The sequence below is a fragment of the Skermanella rosea genome, assembly GCF_016806835.2.
Lineage (GTDB): Bacteria > Pseudomonadota > Alphaproteobacteria > Azospirillales > Azospirillaceae > Skermanella > Skermanella rosea.
Map to the genome: position 1 here is coordinate 204,353 of NZ_CP086111.1, position 16,747 is coordinate 221,099.

Genomic DNA, 16,747 nt, shown 5'->3' on the forward strand with positions numbered 1-16,747 from the left:
TCCGGAAATCAAGGCCGGAAGCCAAGGATAGACATGGAATACCGTCGTTTGGGCCGCACCGACGTGCAGGTCAGCGCGATCTGCCTGGGCACGATGACCTGGGGCCGCCAGAACACCGAGGCCGAGGGCCACGCCCAGATGGACTACGCGCTGGAGCGCGGCGTCAATTTCTGGGACACGGCGGAGATGTACGCGATCCCGCCGATCGAGGAAAGCTACGGCTCGACCGAGCGGATCATCGGTTCCTGGTTCGCCAGCCGGGGCGGGCGCGACAAGGTGGTGCTGGCGAGCAAGGCGATCGGCCGCTCGCCCGGCGGCTTCGCCTGGGTCCGCGGCGGCAAGGCCCGGCTGGACCGGGAGAACCTGGTGCGCGCGGTCGAGGACAGCCTGACCCGGCTGCGCACCGACTATATCGACCTGTACCAGCTCCACTGGCCCGACCGGACCACCGCCCGCTTCGGCGCCCGCGGCTGGAAAGGCGGCGCCAACGAGGGTGCCACGCCCATCGAGGAGACCTTGCGGGCGCTGGACGAACTGGTCCGTTCGGGCAAGATCCGGCATGTCGGCCTGTCCAACGAGACGCCCTGGGGCACCATGGCCTTCCTGCGGCTGGCCGACGAGCTGGGGCTGCCGCGGGTGGTCAGTGTCCAGAACGCCTATAACCTGCTGAACCGGACCTACGAGGACGGGCTGGCCGAGGTGTCGATCCGCGAACAGTGCGGGCTGCTGGCCTATTCGCCGCTGGCGGCGGCGACGCTGACCGGCAAGTACCTGGACGGCCGGATCCCGCCGGGGACCCGGCGCGCGCTGGACCACCGCAAGTCGCGCTACGACACGGTCAACGCCGACGCGGCGGTGCGGGCCTATCTGGACGTGGCGAAGCGCCACGGGCTGGACCCGGCGCAGATGGCGCTGGCCTTCGTCACCCGGCAGCCCTTCGTGACGTCGAACATCATCGGCGCGACGTCGATGGAGCACCTGAAGACGAACATCGATTCGATCGGGATCACGCTGGACGAAGAGGTGTTGAAGGATATCGAGGAGGTCAACGCCCGATTCCCGAACCCCTGTCCCTGATCCCGGTACCCAAGACGCCTTGCCATGATCCGTCTGCCATGATCCGTCTGCCATGATCCGTCTGCCATGATCCGTCTGCCATGATCCGCCTGTTCGTCGCCCTTGAACTGCCCGAAGCCGTCCGCGAGCGATTGGCCGGCCTGGGCGGCGGCGTGCCCGGCGCCCGCTGGACCGAGCCGGAGAACCTGCACCTGACCGTCCGCTTCATCGGCGAGGTGGAGAACGGCCTGCTGCCCGACATCGACGCGGCCCTGGGAAGCGTCTCGGCGCCGGCCTTCGACCTCGTCCTGGACGGGGTCGGGCAGTTCGGCAGCGGCAGCCGGTCGCGCGTGCTGTGGGCCGGGGTGGAGCGCAACGACGCGCTGGTCCACCTGAACCAGAAGGTCGAATCGGCGCTGGTCCGGGCCGGGCTGCCGCGCGAGGAGCGGCGCTACAGCCCGCACGTGACCCTGGCCCGCCTGCGCGACGCGCCCCAGGAGCGGGTCGGACGCTTCATCCAGGACCGCGGGCTGTTCCGCGCCGGTCCGATCCGGGTGGAGCACTTCACCCTGTTCGAGAGCCGTCCGGGCAGCGGCGGACCGGTCTATGACCCGTTGAGGGAGTACCCGCTGGGGTGAGGCGAAAGGGACGCTTTACAAAATGCGGGAGCCTTGGTAACAGACCGGTCATGAACCGTTCGCGCGCCATCAAGACTACCATCTCCAAAACGACCCGCTGCGGCGGGCCGTCGGTCGGTGGTATGCGTTTGATCGGTTAGAGACGCTTCATCCACCACGAAGGCCCCGCCGGACACGGACGGGGCCTCGTCGTATCGGGGGTTCGTCCTGCGCTCAGTACGGGCATGCAACAGGACGGAACTTGATCCCATGAGCACCTCATCGAACCACTCCCCCCGCCGTGTCGCCATCGTCGGCGCCACCGGCGCCGTCGGCCGCGAAATGGTCAGCGTGCTTCACCGCCGCGCCTTCCCGGTGGGCGAGCTCGGCCTGTTCGCCTCGGAGCGCAGCGCCGGCCGCACCTTGGAAACCCCGTTCGGCGTCAAGACGCTGGCCGCCTTCGACGCCGACGTGGTCAAGGGCTATGACATCGTCCTGATGGCGGTGTCCGGCGACTTCGCCAAGGAGCACGCCCCGACGCTGGCGTCGGCCGGCGCCGTCGTGATCGACAATTCCTCGGCCTTCCGCTACGACCCCGAGATCCCGCTGATCGTGCCGGAGATCAATGCCGGGGCGCTCGGCACCAGCCGGCTGATCGCCAACCCCAACTGCACCACGGCCATCCTGGTGCTGGCCCTGGGTCCGCTCCACCAGGCGTTCGGCCTGAAGCGCGTGATCGTCTCGACCTACCAGGCGACCAGCGGCGCCGGGGCGGAGGGCATGGCCGAGCTGGAGGAGCAGACCCGCAACCAGCTCTCCGGCCGCCCGGTCACCAACAGCTTCTTCCGGCACCCCATCCCGTTCAACGTCATCCCCCAGATCGACGCCTTCCAGGACAACGGCTACACCAAGGAAGAGATGAAGGTGACGTGGGAGAGCCGGAAGATCCTGGGCATCCCGGATCTGCCGGCGAGCTGCACGGCGGTGCGCATCCCGACATACCGCGCCCATTCCGAGAGCGTCACCATCGAGACCCTGCGCCCGGTGACCGCCGACGCCGCCCGCGAGGTGCTGGCCGAGGCCCCCGGCGTCAAGCTGGCCGACGATCCGGCCAACGGCGTCTACCCGATGCCGCTGACCGCGACCGGCGAATTCGACGTCGAGGTCGGCCGCATCCGCGCCAACCCCGTGTTCGGCGAAAACGGCCTGGACTTCTTCGTCTGCGGCGACCAGTTGCTCAAGGGCGCGGCGCTGAACGCGGTGCAGATCGCGGAGCTGACGCTCTGAGCGGACGGCGGCGGAACATGGAGTGAGCGAGGCGGGTGGCCGGGAGGTCACCCGCCTTCTTCATGACCGGGCCATGCGGAACCTCGTCCCCGGGGATCGCTCCCGGACCGGAAATGCCAGCGGCGGAATGCCGCAGTCTGCTGCTGTGCCCCGAAAGCCCCACAAATGCGGTGGGTCTTTCGCGAACACGCTGAAAGGCCTATGATAAGGCCACCTTCCGCCTTGACTTTCGGACCGCGCTCCTCACTTAATCAGTACCAGATTGGTACGGATTGGGGCGCCGATATGATCAAGCTCAGCAAGATGACGGACTACGCGGTGGTCGTGATGGCGCGGATGGCGCGCGACGGCGCCTGCGTCCAGACCGTCCCGCAACTTGCCGAGCGCACAGGCGTACCGGCTCCCACCGTCGCCAAGCTCATGAAACTTCTCGCCCCCGCCGGCCTGATGGAATCCCATCGCGGGGCCGCCGGCGGCTACCGGCTGACCCGTGCTGCCGAGGGAATCTCGATCGCCGAGATCATCAGCGCGGTGGACGGTCCGATCGCCCTGACCGCCTGCGTCGACGGCGCGGAGGGGCATTGCGACGTCGAGAGCCTGTGCCCCATGCGCGGCAACTGGGACAAGGTCAACCGCGCGGTACGCCGCGCGCTGGAAGAGGTTTCGCTGGCGGACATGACGGCGGTGCCGACATTCCTGCCGCTCCCCGAGGTGGGGCCTGACATGACAATGAATAACCGTCGGACCGGACGGACTATGAGGGAAATAGGAGAGAAGCATGGCTGCGACGCTTGAGACTGTCGAACAGGTCCGGGCCGTTACGGAACAGAAGTACAAGTACGGGTTCTTCACGGACATCGAGTCGGAGACCGCTCCGAAGGGCCTGAGCGAGGACATCGTCCGGTTCATCTCGGCGCGCAAGAACGAGCCGGAATGGCTGCTGGAATGGCGACTGAAGGCCTATCGCCACTGGCTGACCATGGAGGAGCCGGACTGGGCCAAGCTGGGCTATCCGGCGATCGACTACCAGGACGCCTACTATTATTCGGCGCCCAAGGTGGCGTCCAAGCCCAAGAGTCTGGACGAGGTCGACCCGGAGCTTCTGCGGACCTACGAGAAGCTGGGCATCCCGCTGAAGGAGCAGGCGATCCTGGCCGGCGTCGAGGGCGCCGGGGACAGCCCGTCCGTGGCGGTCGACGCCGTGTTCGACAGCGTGTCGGTGGCGACGACCTTCAAGAAGAAGCTGGAAGAGAAGGGCATCATCTTCTGCCCGATCTCCGAGGCGGTGCAGAACCACCCGGAGCTGGTCAAGAAGTACATGGGTTCGGTGGTGCCGTACTCGGACAACTTCTTCGCGACGCTGAACTCGGCCGTCTTCACCGACGGGTCGTTCGTCTACATCCCCAAGGGCGTCCGCTGCCCGATGGAGCTGTCCACGTATTTCCGGATCAACGCCAAGAACACCGGCCAGTTCGAGCGGACGCTGATCATCGCCGACGAGGGCAGCTACGTCAGCTACCTGGAAGGCTGCACGGCGCCCCAGCGCGACGAGAACCAGCTGCACGCCGCCGTGGTCGAGCTGATCACCCATGACGACGCGCAGATCAAGTACTCGACCGTCCAGAACTGGTATCCGGGCGACGAGAACGGCAAGGGCGGCATCTACAACTTCGTGACCAAGCGCGGCGCCTGCCGCGGCAAGAACTCGAAGATCTCGTGGACGCAGGTCGAGACCGGTTCGGCGATCACCTGGAAGTATCCGAGCTGCATCCTGCAGGGCGACAATTCGGTCGGCGAGTTCTATTCGGTCGCGATCACCAACAACCGCCAGCAGGCCGATACCGGGACCAAGATGATCCATATCGGCAAGAACACGAAGTCCACCATCGTGTCGAAGGGCATCTCGGCCGGCCGGGCGCAGAACACCTATCGCGGTCTGGTCAAGATCCTGCCCAAGGCGGAGGGTGCGCGGAACTTCACCCAGTGCGACAGCCTGCTGATCGGCGACAAGTGCGGCGCCCACACGGTCCCGTACATCGAGAGCCGGAACCGCAGCGCCCGCGTCGAGCACGAGGCGACCACGGCGAAGATCAGCGAGGACCAGATGTTCTACTGCCAGCAGCGCGGCCTGTCCTCCGAGGACGCCGTGTCGCTGATCGTCAACGGCTTCTGCAAGGAGGTCCTGAAGGAGCTCCCGATGGAGTTCGCGGTCGAGGCGCAGAAGCTGGTCGGCATCAGCCTGGAAGGCAGCGTGGGATAACCGGCCATGACAGGGCAGCCCGCATCCAAGCCCGAAACCAAGTATGAGACGGACTATGTGGCGTGGACGCGCGAGCAGGCCGAAATGCTCCGCTCCCGCCGCTGGGACAGCCTCGATCTTGACCATCTGATCGAGGAGATCGAAGACTTGGGCGGAAGCGATCTGGCCGCGGTGGAAAGCCATCTCGTGCGGGTGGTCGAACACCTGCTGAAGCTGGAGCATTCGCCGGCCCGGAACCCGCGCGACGGTTGGGAAGACAGCGTCGATACCCACCGCGCGCTGACGGAACGGCGGATCGCCCGGAGCAAGTCCCTGGTCCGGCGGATCGATCTGGACGGCATCTATCGTACCGCCCGCCGGCTGGCGGCGAAGAGCCTCCAGCGCCACGACGGCATCGATCCGGCCGTCCTGCCGATGGAGTCCCCCTACACGCTCGACCAGATCCTCGACCCGGACTGGCTGCCCGAGAATACCGCCTTCCCCGAGCGCGCCTGACGGCGCCGCCACCAACCCAATCCGATACGGAACCGCAACGATGCTCGAAATCAAGAATCTCCACGTCAACGTCGCCGACAAGCCGATCCTGAAGGGCCTGGACCTGACCATCGGCGCCGGCGAGGTCCATGCCATCATGGGGCCGAACGGCGCCGGCAAGAGCACGCTGGGCTACGCGCTGGCGGGCCGCGACGGCTATGAGGTCACCGAGGGCAGCGTGACCTACAAGGGGCGGGACCTGCTGGAGATGGAGCCGGACGAGCGCGCCGCCTCGGGCGTGTTCCTGGCCTTCCAGTACCCGGTCGAGATCCCCGGCGTGTCCAACACCACCTTCCTGAAGTCGGCGGTCAACTCCATCCGCAAGGCGCGCGGGGAGAAGGAGCTGGACGCCATGGAGTTCCTGAAGCTGATCAGGGCCAAGACCAAGCAGCTCGGCATGACCGACGAGATGCTGAAGCGCGCGGTCAACGTGGGCTTCTCCGGCGGCGAGAAGAAGCGCAACGAGGTGCTTCAGATGGCCGTGCTGGACCCGGCGTTCTGCGTGCTGGACGAGACCGACAGCGGGCTCGACATCGACGCGCTGCGCATCGTGGCCGACGGCGTCAACGCGCTGCGCGGCCCGGAGCGCGGCATCCTGGTGATCACCCACTATCAGCGCCTGCTGGACTACATCGTTCCGGACAAGGTCCACGTGCTGGCCAACGGCCGCATCGTGCGCACCGGCGACAAGAGCCTGGCGCTGGAGCTGGAAGAGAAGGGCTACGCCGAGTTCGGCGTGGACGAGGCCGCCTGATGGCGAAGAATTCGATGACGACCGATACCAACACGATCCAGCCCTATCTGGACCACCATGGCCGGGTGGCGGCCGCCCTTCCCGGCGGCGAGCTGCCGTGGCTGGCCGGGCTGCGCGAGACAGGCCTCGCCCGGTTCAGCCGGCAGGGTTTCCCGACCGCCCGGGTCGAGGCGTGGCGCTACACCAGCCTGCGCCCGCTGGAAAAGGTCGCGTTCGAGCCGGCGTCCGCCGCGGGAGGTGCCTTGTCGATCGACGTGCTGCCGACCGTCATGCCGGCCGGGCAGGCGTCGCACCGGCTGGTGTTCGTGGACGGCGCGTTCCGCGCGGACCTCTCCTCCGTCGGCGCGTTGCCGGAGGGGGCCGTCGTGACCTCCCTGAGGCAGGCGCTGACCGGGCATGCCGCCTTGCTGGAGCGCTACCTGGGCCATGTCGGCGTGACCGACGCCAACCCGTTCCAGGCGCTGAACACCGCGTTCCTGGCCGATGGGCTGGTCGTCCACCTGCCCAAGGGCGTCGCGGTGAGCGAGCCGATCGAGGCCGTGTTCGTCGGCAGCGGCGGCGGTGCGGGAACCGGCAAGCCGACCATGCATCATCCGCGCATCCTGGTGGTGGCCGAGGCCAACGCCGAGGCGACGCTGGTCGAGCACCATGTCGGGCAGGGGGACGGCGTCTATTTCGCCAACCTCGTGACCGAGATCGTGGCCGGCGAGGGCGCCCGGCTGCATCATTACAAGGTGCAGCGGGAAAGCCGCGAAGCTTTCCACATGGCGACGGTCACCGCCGACCTGGCCAAGGACGCCAGCTACGACAATTTCGTGCTGACCATGGGCGGACGGCTGTCACGCAATGAAATCAAGCCTGTGTTGAACGGCACGGGCGTCGAATGCCGGCTGTCGGGTTCCTACATGGTGAACGGTCAGCAGCACTGTGACACCACCACGGTGATCGACCACGCCCAGCCCCACTGCACCAGCCGCGAAGTCTACAAGGGCGTCATCGACGGCAATGCCAAGGCGGTGTTCCAGGGCAAGATCATCGTGCGACCGGACGCGCAGAAGACCGACGGCTACCAGCTGAACCGGGCGCTGCTGCTGTCCGACACGGCCGAGATCGACAGCAAGCCCGAACTGGAGATCTATGCCGACGACGTGAAGTGCAGCCACGGCGCCACCGCCGGCGAACTGGACGACGATCAGCTGTTCTATCTGCGCGCCCGCGGCATCGACCTCGAGAGCGCCCGGAACCTGCTGATCTCCGCCTTCCTGGCGGACGCGATCGAGGAGGTCCGGATCGACACGGTGCGCGAGGCATTCCAGGGCATGGTTACCGGCTGGCTGAAGACCCAGCGAGTCTGAGGCTTCCAGGGATCAGGAAACGACATGAACGAGATCACCAAGGTGCGGCAGGGTTTCGATAGCGGAACGGCGACGGGATACGATGTGGAGGAGGTCCGCAAGGACTTCCCCATCCTGTCGCGCACCATCTACGACAAGCCGCTGGTCTATCTGGACAGTGCCGCCAGCGCCCAGAAACCGCGCCGGGTGATCGACGCCATGGTTTCCTGCATGACGGAGGAATACTCCAACGTGCACCGGGGCGTCCACTGGCTGAGCGCCACCGCGACCACGCGGTTCGAGGCGGCCCGGAAGACCGTGCAGCGTTTCATCAACGCCCGCGAGGACCGCGAGGTGGTCTTCACCCGCAGCGCCACCGAGGCGATCAACCTGGTGGCGTCGAGCTGGGGGCGGACCAACCTGCGGGAAGGCGACGAGGTCGTCATTTCGCAGATGGAACATCACGCCAACATCGTGCCGTGGCAGATGCTCCGGACCGAGAAGGGCATCGTCCTGAAGATCGTGCCGATCGACGAGGCCGGCACCCTGCTGATGGACGAGTACGAGAAGCTGCTGGGGCCGAAGACGAAGCTGGTCGCCATCAGCCACATGTCCAACGCGCTCGGCACCATCAACCCGGTCAAGGACATCGTCCGGATCGCCCATGGCAAGGGCATCCCGGTGCTGGTCGACGGCTGCCAGGGCATCACCCACCTGGGCGTGGACGTCCAGGACCTGGACGCCGACTTCTACGTCTTCTCCGGCCACAAGCTGTACGGGCCGACCGGGATCGGCGTGCTCTACGGCAAGGCGGAGATGCTGGAAGCCATGCCGCCCTACCAGGGCGGCGGCGACATGATCGCCCGCGTCACCTTCGAGGAGACGACCTTCAAGGGCATCCCGCACCGTTTCGAAGCCGGAACGCCGGCGATCGTCGAGGTGATCGGGCTGGGCGCCGCGCTGGAGTACCTGATGGAGCTGGGGCTGGACAGGATCGCCGCGCACGAGCGCGACCTGCTGGCCTACGCGACGGCGCAGCTGTCGGAGATCCCGGGGCTGCGGATCTACGGCACCTCGCCCGACAAGGCGAGCATCCTGTCCTTCACGCTGGGCGACGCCCATCCGCACGACATCGGAACGATCGTCGACCGGGCCGGCGTCGCGGTCCGGGCGGGGCACCATTGCGCCCAGCCGCTGATGGATTTCTACAATGTGCCGGCGACGGCGCGGGCTTCCTTCGCGCTCTATAACACCTTCGACGAGGTGGACGCGCTGGCGGCGTCGCTCCGCCGGGTCCAGGAGATCTTCGGGTGATGACGGGAGCGACGATGGACGACCTGCGGGACCTGTACCAGGAAGTCATCCTGGACCACGGCAAGAACCCCCGGAACTTCCGCCACCCGGAGGACAGCAACCGGGAGGCGCGCGGCGACAACCCGATGTGCGGCGACAAGGTCACCGTCTACCTGAAGGTCACCCCCGACGGCATCGTCGAGGACGCGGCCTTCGAGGGGCGGGGCTGCGCCATCTCCACCGCCTCGGCCTCGATGATGACCGAGCTGGTCGCCGGCCGGACCGAGGCGGAGGTGAAGGCCCTGTTCGAGCGCTTCCACGAGATGTGCACCAAGGACGACCACGAGCACGTCCATGGCGGCGGCGTGGACGGGGAGGCCCTGGAGCGGCTCCAGGTGCTGGCGGGGGTCCGCCAGTTCCCGATGCGGGTCAAGTGCGCCACCCTGGCGTGGCACACCCTGGACGCGGCCCTGGCGGGCGGCGCCAAGGCTTCTACTGAATGAACGGGCGGCAGGTTCGAGGAGGCGATGAAATGCCAGACGATGTGAGCGGCCAGGTGCTGGAGCAGACCGGCGTGGTGGACAACGAGACCCTGATGGACCAGGTGATCGACGCGATCAAGACCGTCTACGACCCGGAGATCCCGGTGAACATCTGGGAACTGGGGCTGGTCTACCGGGTCAACGTGGACGCGGAGAAGAATGTCGAGGTCGACATGACCCTGACGGCGCCGTCCTGCCCGGTGGCCGGCGAGATGCCGATGCAGGTGCAGCAGGTCATCGAGAATCTCGACGCCGTGAAGTCATGCCGCGTCGAACTGGTCTGGGAACCGTCCTGGCATCCCGGCATGATGTCGGAAGAGGCCAAGGTGGCCCTGGATATGTTCTGATGCCGCGGATCGGCACTGGAATCGGCACCGGACAGAGCATGCAGAAGTCGGAGTAGAACGAGATGGCACTTCCCAAGGCAATGACGATCACCGACGCCGCCGCCGAGCGGGTCAAGCAGATCATGGCGAAGTCGGACAAGCCGGCCCTGGGGCTGCGCGTCGGCGTCAAGTCGCGCGGCTGCTCCGGACTCAGCTACACCGTCGAATACGCCGAGGAGATCAAGAAGTTCGAGGAGGTCGTCGAGGACAAGGGCGTCAAGATCCTGATCGATCCGGCCGCCACCATGTTCCTGATCGGCACCGAGATGGACTATGTGGACGACAAGATCCAGTCGGGCTTCGTCTTCAAGAACCCCAACGAGAAGGCCCGCTGCGGCTGCGGCGAGAGCTTCAGCGTCTGACCGGTCCGATGATCAGAAGGTCGGCGGCGTGTTGACCCATAGCACCCGGGTGGTCGTATCCCCCGGGTTGCGGTAGCCGTGGCTGAGGTCGGACCGGAACACGAACGAGTCGCCGGCCGACAGGCTGTGGACCTGCCCGCCGACGGTCAGCTCCAGCGCGCCTTCCAGGACATACCCGACTTCCTCGCCGTCGTGCTCGATCTCGCCGTCGCTGCCGCTGCCCGGATCGATGATGTGGATGTTCGCCTGGAGCAGGTGGCCCTCCGCATAGGGTATCAGCCGTTCCAGGCGGATGCCGGGGGCGTTGCGGAGCGGGTCGGTGGTGATGACCGGGCGCTCGCCGGCCCGCGCCACCGGGCCGGCGGAGTCGCCCGCATCGGCGAACAGATAGGCCACGTTGGTCTCCAACGCGGCCACCAGCTTGTGGAGCATGACGAAGGACGGCTTCGCCTTGTCATGCTCCAGCTTCGAGATCAGGCTTTCCGAGCAGCCGACCCGCCGCGCCACGTCGCTCATCCGCAAGCCCCTGACGAGGCGGGCATGGCGCAGCTTGACCCCGATCCGGATGTCGGGAGAGTCGGTTCCGGAGGCATGTTTGGCACCGGTCAAGATCGTGTCGCCTTCGGCAGCGGGAACAGCGTCCTCTCTACACCGTCTCAGCCCGGAAGGTTGAGAGGTTTCGACACGGGACGCCACGCCGCTCAGGCGTCGTACACGGCGAAATGCGCGTCGGTCGGCGAGCAGGCGGTGCCGTTGATCGGCAGGATGTCTTGCGGGCAGGCCGAGAACGCGATCACCAGGTCCATCTCGGCACGCAGCACCACGTAGCCGCCCTTGACCGGAGCGGGCGGCGCCTGGAACGACAGGGTGTCGTCGGCGGCCACGGGGATGTTCATGAACAGGTTCAGCGGACTCGGCGTCTCCGGCGGGGTCAGGCCCAGTTCGGACAGGCCCGACGCGAGATTGTCGGTGCAGTTGTCGTGATGGCCCTCGCAGCCCAGCATCTCGTACCGGTAGCGGTCGCAGGCGGCGATCAGCATGTCGTGGATGCCGCCGGAGGTATCCTCCACCAGCGTCAGGATCGGCCGCCGCCGGTTGGTCAGCAGCGCGTCGCCGACCTTGGGGATGATCTTCAGCATATGGGCGCGGGTATGCTCGTTCGACATGAACTCCGACATGTCGTCGCGCCGGAACGCCCAGGTGTCGACGACCTGCTCGCCGTGGGTGTTGACGACCTTGACCAGCTGCCCCTTGGCGACGAAGGCGGCCTTGCCCTTGCGGGCGGGAATGGTCACGAGCTGTTCAGCGGGCATTGATCTGGTTTCCTTCTCGAAGATGTTGGTCCGCCGCGCCCGACATGAGCGTGGCGAAGCCGGCGTTGCGCTGCCTCCAGGTCTCCAGGAACTGGCGAAGCCGGGGATGGGAGGGGGCTCCGAACAGGGACGAGGGCGGCCCCTGCTCGACGATGCGGCCGGCGTCCATGAACACGACCCGGTCGGCCACCTCGGCGGCGAAGCCCATCTCGTGGGTCACGACCACCATGGTCATGCCCTCCGCCGCGAGGCCGCGCATGACCTGGAGCACTTCGCCGACCAGTTCCGGGTCGAGCGCCGAGGTCGGCTCGTCGAACAGCATGATGGAGGGCTGCATCGCCAGCGCGCGGGCGATCGCGACCCGCTGCTGCTGCCCGCCGGACAGGCGGGCGGGATACTGCCCGGCCTTGTCGGACAGGCCGACCTTGGCCAGCATCTCCGCCCCGAGCGCGTCGGCCGCGGCTTTCGGCATCTGCTTGACCAGGCGCAGCGCGGCGGTGACGTTCTCCAGCGCGGTCATGTGGGGCCACAGGTTGAAGTGCTGGAACACCATGCCGACGCCGCGCCGGGTCTCGTCCACGACCACGTCGCGGTCGCGCACGCGCTTTCCCCCGGCGTCCTGCGAATAGCCCAGCAGTCGCCCGTTGATGACCACCTCGCCGCCGTCATACTCCTCCAGGAAGTTCATGCAGCGGAGCAGGGTGCTCTTGCCCGATCCGGACGGGCCGATGATGCAGATCACCTCGGAACGGTGGACGTCCAGGTCGATCCCGTCGATCACGGTATGGTCGCCGAAGCTCTTGCGCACGCCGCGCAGGCCGAGCACGGCGGCGCCCTGCGTCCTGGTCATGGGGTCAGGCCCTTGGTGGTTGTCAGGTGGCGGCCGGCGGCGCGTTCCAGCCACCGGCCGCCGCGGGCCGTCGCCTCGACCAGCAGCCAGTAGAGCAGCGCCAGCAGCAGATAGGGCTCGGCGAAATTGAAGGTCTCCGAGACGACCCGGGTGGCGACGGTGGTCAGTTCCGGCACGGTGATCACGGACAGCACGGCCGATTCCTTGATCAGGATGATGCACTGGTTGACCGATGGCGGAAGGATCAGGGCCGCCATCTGCGGCAGTTCCACGTTGCGGAGGATCTGCCCCCGGTCGAACCCCAGCATCCGGGCGGCCTCGACCTGGCCGCGCGGCACGGCCTCGAAGCCGGCGCGGAAGATCTCGGCGAAATAGGCGCTGCCATAGACGCTCAGCCCGATCAGCGCGGTCGTCGTGGCGGACAGCCGGATGCCCAGGCCGGGGCCGCCGTAGTACAGCAGGAACACCTGGATCAGGAACGGCGTGCCCCGCAGCAGCCCGACATAGCCGTCGTAGAACCAGCGGGCCGGCGCGAAGGGCAGGCGGCGCACCAGGAACAGCGCCAGCCCCAGCGCCACGGCGGCGCAGATGGAGACGCCGCAGATCCACGCCGTGGTCAGGAAGCCGTCGAGGAACCGTTCCGCGTAGCGCAGGGTGACCGACTGGTCGGGCATGGGCGTCACCTGGACAGGCTGAGCCGCCGGCCGGCATGGCGTCCGGCATAGGCGATGAGGGAGACCAGCAGCAGATACATCAGCGCCGTCGCCGCGTAGGCCTCCAGCGGGTGGTACGTGGCGGCGGCGACCTGCCGGCCGCGCCGCAGCAGCTCGGACACGGCGATGACCGACACCAGGGAGGAGCTTTTCAGGATGTCGATCGCCTCGTTGGTCAGGGCCGGAAGCGTGACGCGCAGCATCTGCGGCACCAGCACCCGGCGGCGGACCTGGCCGTGGGTGAAGCCCAGCATCCGCGCGGCCTCGACCTGTCCGCGCGGGATCGCCTGGAGGCCGCCGCGGAAGATCTCCGCCTGGAACGCCGTGGTGTTCATGGTCAGCACCGCGACGGCCGTCAGGTAGGCCGGCAGCTCAAGTCCGTAGGCCGGCGGGATGTAGAAGAAGACCAGGAGCTGCACCAGCAGCGGCGTGCCCCGGAAGAAGCTGATATAGACGGCGGCCGCCGTCGCCGCCGCCCGTCCCCGGCTCTGCCGCAGGAAGCACAAGGCCAGCCCGCAGGGGATGCCGAGCAGGATCGCCAGGATCGATACCGCGAAGGTGATTCCAGCGCCCTCGATCAGGGTCGGCAGGTACGGGACGATGACGGCGGGATCGAACATCAGGGGTTCCCCGGGTGCGCGCGGCGCCTGATCACATCGTCGGCTCGGGCACCGCGTCGGCCGGCACGTCCATGGTGAAGCCGAACCACTTCATCTGAAGCTCCGCCATCTTGCCGGAAGCGTTGGCCTTGGCGATGCCGTCGCTGAACAGCTTCACCAGGGAGGCGCTGGCCGGGTCCTTGCGGCCGGCCCAGGCATAATAGGTCTTGGGGCCGATGGTCGGCCCGACGATCTCGAACATGTCGCCGCGCGCCTTGACCAGCGGGGCCAGGTTGGACAGCGCCTGCGACACGGCGTCGATCCGGCCGGCGGCGAGGTCGGCATAGGCCTCGTCGAAGCTGACATATTCCGTGATCGCGTCCACCCCCGCGCCGGTGCCGCGGAGCTTCTCGTCGAACGCCTGGAGCGCCTTCAGCTGGGCTGACGCGGTCTGGGAGCCGACGGCCTTGCCGGCGATGTCCTCCGGCTTGGTGATGGAGGCGTCGCCCTTGCGCTTGACCAGGGCGACCGTGGCCTCGGCGATCGGCACGGTGAAGGCGTACTGCTCGGCCCGCTCCCTGGTCACGGTCACGGAGGTGACCACGAAGTCGAACTTGCCGGCGCTGAGGCCCGGCAGGATCGCCGGCCACGGCACGTCCAGCTGGTTCAGCCTGACGCCCGGCAGGTCGGCCGCGACCAGTTGCAGGAGGTCGCTGGCGTAGCCGACGATCTTGCCGTCCTCCAGGTATTCGAAGGGCGGGAACTGCGCCTCGGTCCCGATGACGATCTCCTGCTTTTTCCGGATGTCGTCGAGTTGGTCGGCGAAGGCGGGGGAGGAAGCGGCGCCGGCGGCGGCGAACACCACGGCCGCGGTCTTGATCAGGCGGGCGAACTGGGAAAGGGGCACGGCACTCTCCTGTGCGGGATAGGGCATGACGCCTGGACCGGCGCTCCGGGTGTCTCCAGCAACTTGCATGCCATTCAAGTGACTTGAACCATGATCCCGGTGCATTCACGCCGGCCGGCGCCCCCGGCGGCAGGGGCCGATGAAGTGCCGGCAGGCGGAAGGCGTTTCGATGCCTAATCTTTAGGCGCCGCTTCTACGACTGCACGGTTTTTCGGCTCATGCCCTCGGCCATCACGCAGAGCAGCTCGAACATCAGGGTCGCGGCGGTCAGCGCCGTGGCGCCCGAGGGGTCGAAGGGCGGCGAAACCTCGACCAGGTCGGCCCCGACGATGTCCAGCCCGCGCAGCAGCCGGATCATGGCCTGGGCCTCGCGCGACGTGATGCCGCCGATCTCCGGGGTGCCGGTGCCGGGCGCAATGGACGGATCGAGGATGTCGATGTCGAACGACACGTATGTCGGCCGGTCGCCGACGATCGCCCGCGCCTCGGCCATGACCTCCTTCGGGCCGCGCTCGTCGAACTCCTCGATGAAGATCAGGCGGATGCCGTTGGCCTTGGCGAAGTCGTAGTTGGCGGCGTCCGAGATCGCCCCGCGCAGCCCGATCTGCACCATGCGCTTCGGATCGAGCAGCCCTTCCTCCACCGCGCGCCGGAATGGGGTGCCGTGGTTGTAGCGATTGCCGAAGAAGCTGTCGTAGGTGTCGGAATGGGCGTCGAAATGGATCAGCCCGACCGGACCCTGGTCGATCAGCCCGCGCAGCACCGGCAGCGTGATCAGGTGGTCGCCGCCGACCGTCAGCGGCACGGCGCCCGCCCGGCGCACCCCGGCGAAGTAGCCGGAGATCAGGTCTATGCTTTCCATCAGGTCGAGCGGGTTGACCGGCGCATCGCCGCAGTCGCCGACGCGCACCAGGTCGAACGGGCAGATGCCGGTCGCGTGGTGGACCCGGCGGACCAGGCTGGACTGGTTTCGGACCTCGCGCGGGCCGTGGCGGGGCCCCGGCCGGTTCGTCGTGCCGCCGTCGAACGGGACGCCGACCAGGGCCACGTCCACCTCCTCCGGCGAGGCCACGGGCAGCCGCATGAAGGTCGGCAGCCCGGCGAACCGGGGCACCGCGGCGGAATCGAGGGGCTGGAACCGCTTGTCGCTCATTGTCTGCTCAAACTCCGAATTCGGCTCGGACGGCCCGGGTGATCCGCTCGACATGGTCGTCCATCAGGAGCTGCCCCTTCTCGGCCGAGGCCCCCTGGGCGCGGGCCAGGACGCCGGAGGCCGGGACGAACCCCTCCGGCACGGGATGGCGGTCGTATGTGGGGAACTTGGCCGGCCCGTCGGACGGCACCTTGTCCATGTCGACCAGGTCGGGCCGCAGCAGCAGCATCAGCGACGTCTCCAGCAGGCTGGCATGCTCCAGCTCGGTGCCGGGGAACCCCTCGGGGAAGAGCCGGTCCAGCGTGTCGCGGCCGATGAAGTCCCAGTATTCCAGCCGCATCACCTGCATGTCGGGGATCCCGTCGCGGCGGAGCTCGCGCAGGCCCAGGTCGACGCCCTCGACCGCCGGCCAGCAGTTCTCGAAATGCCCGTTCACCACCACCAGCCGGCGCACGCCGTCGGTGCCGAGGCTGCGGATCACGTCGCGCACGACCAGCGAGAAGGTGTTGGCGTCCAGGCTGGTGGTGCCGGGGAACGCCTCGCCGCCGCCCGAGCGGGGCTGCGACTTGTAGCCATAGGGGATCGTCGGGGCGACGATGCCGCCGACGTTGCGCGCCACCCGCTCGCACACGGCGGTGGGCAGCACCACGTCCACGTTCATCGCCATGTGGGGGCCGTGCTGCTCGGTGGTGCCCAGGGGCAGGAAGACGGTGACGCCCTCCGCCACCTTGGCGGCGAACTCCGGCCAAGTCAGTTCGGCCATGAAGACGCTTTGGACCATGGTTCT

20 protein-coding genes are annotated in these 16,747 nt (G+C 67.6%); 12 read left to right on the top strand and 8 right to left on the bottom strand.

Annotated features, from left to right (window positions below):
* The first annotated feature begins 33 nt into the window (after positions 1–33).
* From JL101_RS00920 to JL101_RS00975, 12 genes are all read left to right on the top strand, one after another.
* Complete coding sequence (locus tag JL101_RS00920) at positions 34–1,077, top strand: NADP(H)-dependent aldo-keto reductase (protein WP_203096680.1); 1,044 nt, start codon at positions 34–36, stop codon at positions 1,075–1,077.
* 80 nt (positions 1,078–1,157) lie between these two features.
* Entirely contained in the window at positions 1,158–1,694 is a 537-nt protein-coding gene (gene thpR, locus JL101_RS00925; protein WP_201074769.1) for an RNA 2',3'-cyclic phosphodiesterase, read from the top strand.
* A gap of 249 nt (positions 1,695–1,943) precedes the next feature.
* A complete protein-coding gene (locus JL101_RS00930; RefSeq protein ID WP_203096681.1) occupies positions 1,944–2,960 on the top strand; it encodes an aspartate-semialdehyde dehydrogenase in 1,017 nt (338 codons plus the stop codon).
* A 285-nt stretch (positions 2,961–3,245) separates the two neighbouring features.
* Complete coding sequence (locus JL101_RS00935; RefSeq protein WP_203096682.1) at positions 3,246–3,755, top strand: SUF system Fe-S cluster assembly regulator; 510 nt, start codon at positions 3,246–3,248, stop codon at positions 3,753–3,755.
* Complete coding sequence (sufB, locus tag JL101_RS00940; protein ID WP_203096683.1) at positions 3,739–5,220, top strand: Fe-S cluster assembly protein SufB; 1,482 nt, start codon at positions 3,739–3,741, stop codon at positions 5,218–5,220. Before JL101_RS00935 ends, sufB begins: the two co-directional genes overlap by 17 nt.
* 6 nt (positions 5,221–5,226) lie before the next feature.
* A complete protein-coding gene (locus tag JL101_RS00945) occupies positions 5,227–5,715 on the top strand; it encodes a DUF29 domain-containing protein (RefSeq protein ID WP_203096684.1) in 489 nt (162 codons plus the stop codon).
* A 40-nt stretch (positions 5,716–5,755) separates the two neighbouring features.
* A complete protein-coding gene (gene sufC / locus JL101_RS00950) occupies positions 5,756–6,508 on the top strand; it encodes a Fe-S cluster assembly ATPase SufC (protein ID WP_203096685.1) in 753 nt (250 codons plus the stop codon).
* Complete coding sequence (gene sufD, locus JL101_RS00955) at positions 6,508–7,863, top strand: Fe-S cluster assembly protein SufD (RefSeq protein ID WP_228435231.1); 1,356 nt, start codon at positions 6,508–6,510, stop codon at positions 7,861–7,863. The genes sufC and sufD overlap by 1 nt, the downstream gene beginning before the upstream one ends.
* Positions 7,864–7,887: 24 nt before the next feature.
* Positions 7,888–9,156, top strand: coding sequence for a cysteine desulfurase (locus JL101_RS00960; protein WP_203096686.1), 1,269 nt, complete (start codon positions 7,888–7,890; stop codon positions 9,154–9,156).
* Positions 9,156–9,638: a Fe-S cluster assembly sulfur transfer protein SufU gene (gene sufU / locus JL101_RS00965; protein ID WP_228435232.1), complete on the top strand. Its 483-nt coding sequence runs from the start codon at positions 9,156–9,158 to the stop codon at positions 9,636–9,638. The genes JL101_RS00960 and sufU overlap by 1 nt, the downstream gene beginning before the upstream one ends.
* Before the next feature lie 29 nt (positions 9,639–9,667).
* On the top strand, positions 9,668–10,024 hold the full coding sequence (locus JL101_RS00970; RefSeq protein ID WP_228435233.1) for an SUF system Fe-S cluster assembly protein: 357 nt from the start codon (positions 9,668–9,670) through the stop codon (positions 10,022–10,024).
* A 62-nt stretch (positions 10,025–10,086) separates the two neighbouring features.
* A complete protein-coding gene (locus JL101_RS00975) occupies positions 10,087–10,425 on the top strand; it encodes a HesB/IscA family protein (RefSeq protein ID WP_202680725.1) in 339 nt (112 codons plus the stop codon).
* Between the two features lie 12 nt (positions 10,426–10,437).
* On the opposite strand, the gene JL101_RS00980 is transcribed toward JL101_RS00975, so the two are convergent.
* The 8 genes from JL101_RS00980 to JL101_RS01015 form a co-directional block, all read right to left on the bottom strand.
* The gene (locus JL101_RS00980; RefSeq protein WP_203096687.1) at positions 10,438–11,034 is read right to left on the bottom strand and encodes a cupin domain-containing protein; all 597 of its coding nucleotides are present in this window, start codon (positions 11,032–11,034) and stop codon (positions 10,438–10,440) included.
* A 92-nt stretch (positions 11,035–11,126) separates the two neighbouring features.
* A complete protein-coding gene (locus JL101_RS00985; protein ID WP_203096688.1) occupies positions 11,127–11,738 on the bottom strand; it encodes a DUF1989 domain-containing protein in 612 nt (203 codons plus the stop codon).
* Entirely contained in the window at positions 11,728–12,588 is an 861-nt protein-coding gene (locus JL101_RS00990) for an amino acid ABC transporter ATP-binding protein (RefSeq protein WP_203096689.1), read from the bottom strand. Before JL101_RS00990 ends, JL101_RS00985 begins: the two co-directional genes overlap by 11 nt.
* Positions 12,585–13,262 carry an amino acid ABC transporter permease gene (locus tag JL101_RS00995; protein WP_203096690.1) on the bottom strand — a complete coding sequence of 226 codons (678 nt, stop codon included), beginning with the start codon at positions 13,260–13,262 and terminating at the stop codon, positions 12,585–12,587. The genes JL101_RS00990 and JL101_RS00995 overlap by 4 nt, the downstream gene beginning before the upstream one ends.
* Positions 13,263–13,267: 5 nt before the next feature.
* Positions 13,268–13,921 (bottom strand): amino acid ABC transporter permease, encoded by a 654-nt coding sequence (locus JL101_RS01000; protein WP_203096691.1) that lies wholly within the window; start codon positions 13,919–13,921, stop codon positions 13,268–13,270.
* A gap of 31 nt (positions 13,922–13,952) precedes the next feature.
* The gene (locus tag JL101_RS01005) at positions 13,953–14,807 is read right to left on the bottom strand and encodes a transporter substrate-binding domain-containing protein (RefSeq protein ID WP_203096692.1); all 855 of its coding nucleotides are present in this window, start codon (positions 14,805–14,807) and stop codon (positions 13,953–13,955) included.
* Positions 14,808–15,000: 193 nt separating this feature from the next.
* Positions 15,001–15,960, bottom strand: a complete 960-nt coding sequence (gene speB / locus JL101_RS01010) for an agmatinase (protein ID WP_203096693.1) — start codon at positions 15,958–15,960, stop codon at positions 15,001–15,003.
* Positions 15,961–15,967: 7 nt separating this feature from the next.
* On the bottom strand, positions 15,968–16,741 hold the full coding sequence (locus JL101_RS01015; protein WP_203096694.1) for a creatininase: 774 nt from the start codon (positions 16,739–16,741) through the stop codon (positions 15,968–15,970).
* Positions 16,742–16,747: the final 6 nt, after the last annotated feature.